Genomic DNA, 4,694 nt, shown 5'->3' with positions numbered 1-4,694 from the left:
GGTGATGTCCTCCCCCTGTGTTGACATTGATAATAACAAAATTCTCCTAGCTTGTCAAGGGCCTATGAATGTTTAGCTTATGAAGGTATCCGAATCCTGGCCCAGGCTTTCATCCCGACGCTCCCCTGCGGGAGAGCGCGGGACTTCCCGCCAGGAAAGTTAAAAAAGTACAAGGTTTTCCTTAATCAAGAGCTGCATAAAGTGAGGATGAAAGGGTTGACTATTGGCTGAAAAATCAAGGGATAATTCTGACTCCTGCCTTCTGTACGGACGTTGCTTGAGCATTAATGTGTTTTCCGTTCCGGAATGCTCCTATTCCATGTCGCTCCGCTAACGCGGAGCTTTGCGCCAGCAAAACGTCCCTACCCCATTCCTCCTGTCTCCTGTCTCCTGTCTCCTGTTTCCTGTCTCCTGTCTCCTAATTTTATACTACATTAAGCACCACAAAATGTAGGTTTCAACTACCACCTCTTTGCTTTCTTTCTTTTTCCGATAAATATTTGTCGATGAGCTTAACACCAACGGCAGATTCTCCTTCAAAAACTGAGCCAGTAGTGAGTTCCTCAAGATGCTCCTTTACTTTTACTTGTAAGGTTCCTGATACAGGGACATAACCTACTTCAGAAATTACCCCTTTGTTAGTCACATCCATTTGATAATCAACAAAAGCTTTGACAGAAGGCATTTTTTCTAGGGAATCTTTATTTACGTATAACAATAATGGACGAGATAGGGGAGTATAACTGCCATTGGCGATCGCCTCCTGACTTGGTTCGATACATTGACCACTACCATTATCAATAGCGATTAACTTTAAAACATCCTTATTTTGTTCGTAGTAGGCAAGACCGAGGAAACCCAAACTACCTCTATCTGATTCGATGCCTTGAATAATGATATTATCATCTTCACTGGCCTTAAAGTCCTTTCGACTTTTACCTGCTGTTCCAATTACAGCATCAGTAAAGTAATCATAAGTACCAGAATCAGTGTCAGGAGCATAAAGACTCAGGCGGTCTTCGGGAAACTTCTCACGAATTTGTTTCCAATTATTAATTTTCTCAGAATCATTAGGCTGCCAAATTGTTTTTAATTCCTCTAGAGTTAGACAGTCTGACCAGTCATTGTATTGATTGGCAATGACAGAAATAGCATCGAAGGCAATGGGAATTTCCACAAATTCTATTCCATTTGCCCGACACAGATCGATCTCAGATTTTTTAATGGGACGGGAAGCATTTCCTATATCTAAGTCCCCAATACAAAATTTTTTAAGTCCAGAACCAGAACTAGATATCCCAACAATTACCTGAATATTAGGATTATCCTGCATAAAATTTTGAGCCATTTTGTCGGAGATGGGAAAAATTGTACTTGAACCATCAACTAGAACATAGCTTCTTGTTTCTTCTTCTGGAGTTGCTGTTGCTGAGGGAGTCTCAATAGGTTCTGTTTTTTTCTCTCCTCCTCCACAGGCAGTAGTTATGAGCAGAAGTAAGGCTAATATGAAAAAATGAAGATACTGGTATTTGAATTTGATTCCTAGATTCATAGGTTTTCGATCGTGGTGTTTTTACTTAACAATACATATAATTTTAGCACTTGCAAATCTTGATATAAACTTAATTTTGTGCTATGGTTTAGTTTATATTTTTAGGTAATACAGGACTTACGCAAAGAAACCGGGTTTTTTCGTCAATGTTGATTGTTAAAAACAACGATTTCTCCTAAAAACCCGGTTTCTGGGTTTGCATGGCTTTAGTCGTGTAATAATTATTATTTCGATAGAACTAACTGCTAAAGATCAAAAACTCTGAAGAAAGCCTAAAAAATCTAGATGATATAGCAGTCTAAGCAAAGGTTAGGACATTTATAAATCCTGTTTGCGGAGCATTTCCCTATACGAAAAACCCTTTGACAGCTTACTATTCCCTATTCCCTATTCTCTATTCCCTAGCGCTAGGCGCTATATTTTTCATTGCTTTTATTTTATCAAATCAGGAAATATGATTATGGTTGCTCAACCTAGTATATATTCATCACCTCTACAGCAAGCGATTGACCGTCATCCGTTAACTATGACTCCAGATACTCCTCTGGTAGATGTATTAAAACTAATGAGTAAGTTACAGAATGCTTGTGCTTTGCCCAATGTCAGTACACCTGAAAATGAGCAAGTGGATCGATCAAGATTATCAAACCAAGAAAAAGCTACAAGTGTTTTAGTAGTTGAGAATAAACCGGTTCAACTAATTCCGAGGCATAATGCGCAATTGTCTTTATTAGGAATCTTTACTACTAGCGATCTAATTAAATTAATTGCCACAGGTAAAGTTAATAATCTAGAAAGTTTATCAAAAAATGTACAGCTTGGTGAGGTGATGACATCCGAACTTGTTACTCTCAAAGAATCGGACGATCAAGATTTATTTACAGCTTTGTCTTTGTTCCGAAAACATAAAGTTACTCATCTACCAGTATTAGATAGCAAAGAGCAAATAGTTGGTATTCTGACACCAGAAAAAATTCGTCAAGTGCTACAACCTTCTAATATTCTGAGATTAAGACGGGTAAATGAAGTTAGAAATGACACTGTTACAGTGACAATTTCTGGAACAGCATCATTATTGCAAGTTAGTCAACTGATGTCACAAAAAAAAGTGAATAGTGTGATTATTACACAGAAGAGAAAACTTAAAATCCAAAAGACAGAAATTGAAACACCAATCGGTATAATTGGTAATGATGATATTGTACAAGCCTATTTTTTGGATATAGATTTGGCCAAAACACCTGTCCAAAAAGTAATGAAAACGGAACTGAATTGTCTCAGACCAACAGATTCTTTATGGGATGCTCATAAAAAAATGTTGCAGGAAGAAGTGCAACTATTGATAGTATGTAGTAAACAAGGAGAGTTACTGGGAACGGTAAATCAGACAAGTTTACTACAAGTTTTAGATCCCACAGTAATGTTTGGGTTAGTGAGAAAATTACGAGCTGATGTCAATCAACTACAAGCAGAAAAATTTGAATTATTACGGAGTCGGAATGCAGAATTAGAAAAAGAAGTTCAAGCACGAACAGCAGAAATACAGGAACAGTTAGAACGCGCTCACCTCCTGGCAAAAATAGCTATGAGGATTCATCAATCCTTGAATCTAGATGAAATCATTAATGCTGCTGTTATAGAAGTTCAACAATTTTTGAAGGCCGATCGAGTGTTGCTATTTCAAGTTGAATCGGCAAAAGTAACCAAGATTGTTGCTGAGTCAGTAGATCGTAATTGCGATTCTTGGATGGGCGATCGAGCTGCATCTGAATACTTAATCTCAAATTTAAAAGTAAATCAAAATAGGATTCATGCAGTTGCCGATATCGATAGAGCAGATTTATCTACAGAACAAATTAGGAGTTTGAAGCAAAAGCAGGTAAAAGCTTTTTTGATAGTACCTATTTCTCAAGATGGGCAATTATGGGGAATTATGTGTACCCAAGAATATTCAGGGATTCGAGAGTGGCAACAATCTGAAATTAATTTATTGCAGCAATTAGCAACTCAGTTAGCGATCGCTATCCAACAAGCTCAACTTTATCAACAAGTACAAACTCTCAATACAGACTTAGAAAGACAAGTACAAGAGCGCACTGCCGAATTGGAACAAAAAGTCAAAGAATTACAGAAACTTAATATTCTCAAAGATGATTTTTTAAGCACTGTTTCCCATGAATTAAGAACACCTCTATCAAATATGAAAATGGCGATTCATATGTTGAAAGTATTTCCTGTTTCAGAAAAGGGTCAACAATATTTGAATATATTAGATACAGAGTGCAAAAGAGAAATTGAATTAATAGATGATTTATTAGATTTACAGCGTCTAGAAGCGGGTACAGAATCTATTCCTTTAGATACAATAGATTTAACAAATTGGCTTCCTACTATCATGGAACCTTTTAAATCAAGGGTGAAAGAACGGCAACAAACTCTCAAGATTAAATATCCTAAACAACTACCTAAAATCCGTTCTAATCATAATAGTTTAGGTCGGATTTTAGCAGAACTCCTGAATAATGCTTGCAAGTATACTGAAGATGGTGGGGAAGTCAAATTTTCAATTGAATGCAACCAGAAAAAAAACAGCAAAAAAAGCCCCTCAGAAATGTCTTATCCTATCAAATTTCTGATTAGTAACCCATCAGAAATTTCTGAATCTGAGTTACCTAAAATATTCACTAAATTTTATCGAGTGCCTAATGCTGATCCTTGGAAACAAGGTGGCACAGGTTTAGGTTTAGCTCTAGTAAAAAAATTAGTAGAACAATTGAATGGCAATATATTTGTCACTAGCAGTAATGGTTGGACAACTTTTACAGTGGAATTGCCTGTATGAATTCAAAATTCAAAATTCAAAATTCAGAAGTCAGAAGTCAGAAGTTCAGGATTTACGCAGGCGAATCCAGAAACCGGGTTTTTTCCTCAATGTTTATTGTTAAAAGCAACGATTTATCCTAAAAACCCGGTTTCTTTGCATAGTAAATCTGATTTCTTGTTTGGGTGCATCAGAAATTCAAAATTCAAAATTCAGAAGTCAGAAGTCAGAAGTTCAGGATTTACGCAGGCGAATCCAGAAACCGGGTTTTTTCCTCAATGTTTATTGTTAAAAGCAACGATTTATCCTAAAAACCCGGTT

Annotated in this window: 2 protein-coding genes; one reads left to right on the top strand and one right to left on the bottom strand. The window is 36.6% G+C overall.

Going from position 1 to position 4,694, the window contains the following annotated elements:
- Window positions 1-457 precede the first annotated feature (457 nt).
- Complete coding sequence (locus F6K40_RS38935) at window positions 458-1,552, bottom strand: PstS family phosphate ABC transporter substrate-binding protein (RefSeq protein WP_293145275.1); 1,095 nt, start codon at window positions 1,550-1,552, stop codon at window positions 458-460.
- A gap of 460 nt (window positions 1,553-2,012) precedes the next feature.
- Between F6K40_RS38935 and F6K40_RS38930 the strand changes: the two genes are divergently transcribed.
- The gene (locus tag F6K40_RS38930; RefSeq protein ID WP_293145273.1) at window positions 2,013-4,394 is read left to right on the top strand and encodes a CBS domain-containing protein; all 2,382 of its coding nucleotides are present in this window, start codon (window positions 2,013-2,015) and stop codon (window positions 4,392-4,394) included.
- Window positions 4,395-4,694 lie beyond the last annotated feature (300 nt).

It is taken from the genome of Okeania sp. SIO3I5, from assembly GCF_010672085.1.
Lineage (GTDB): Bacteria > Cyanobacteriota > Cyanobacteriia > Cyanobacteriales > Microcoleaceae > Trichodesmium.
The sequence above is the reverse complement of the archived record's forward strand: the minus strand, read 5'-3'. Positions and strand labels throughout refer to the sequence as shown.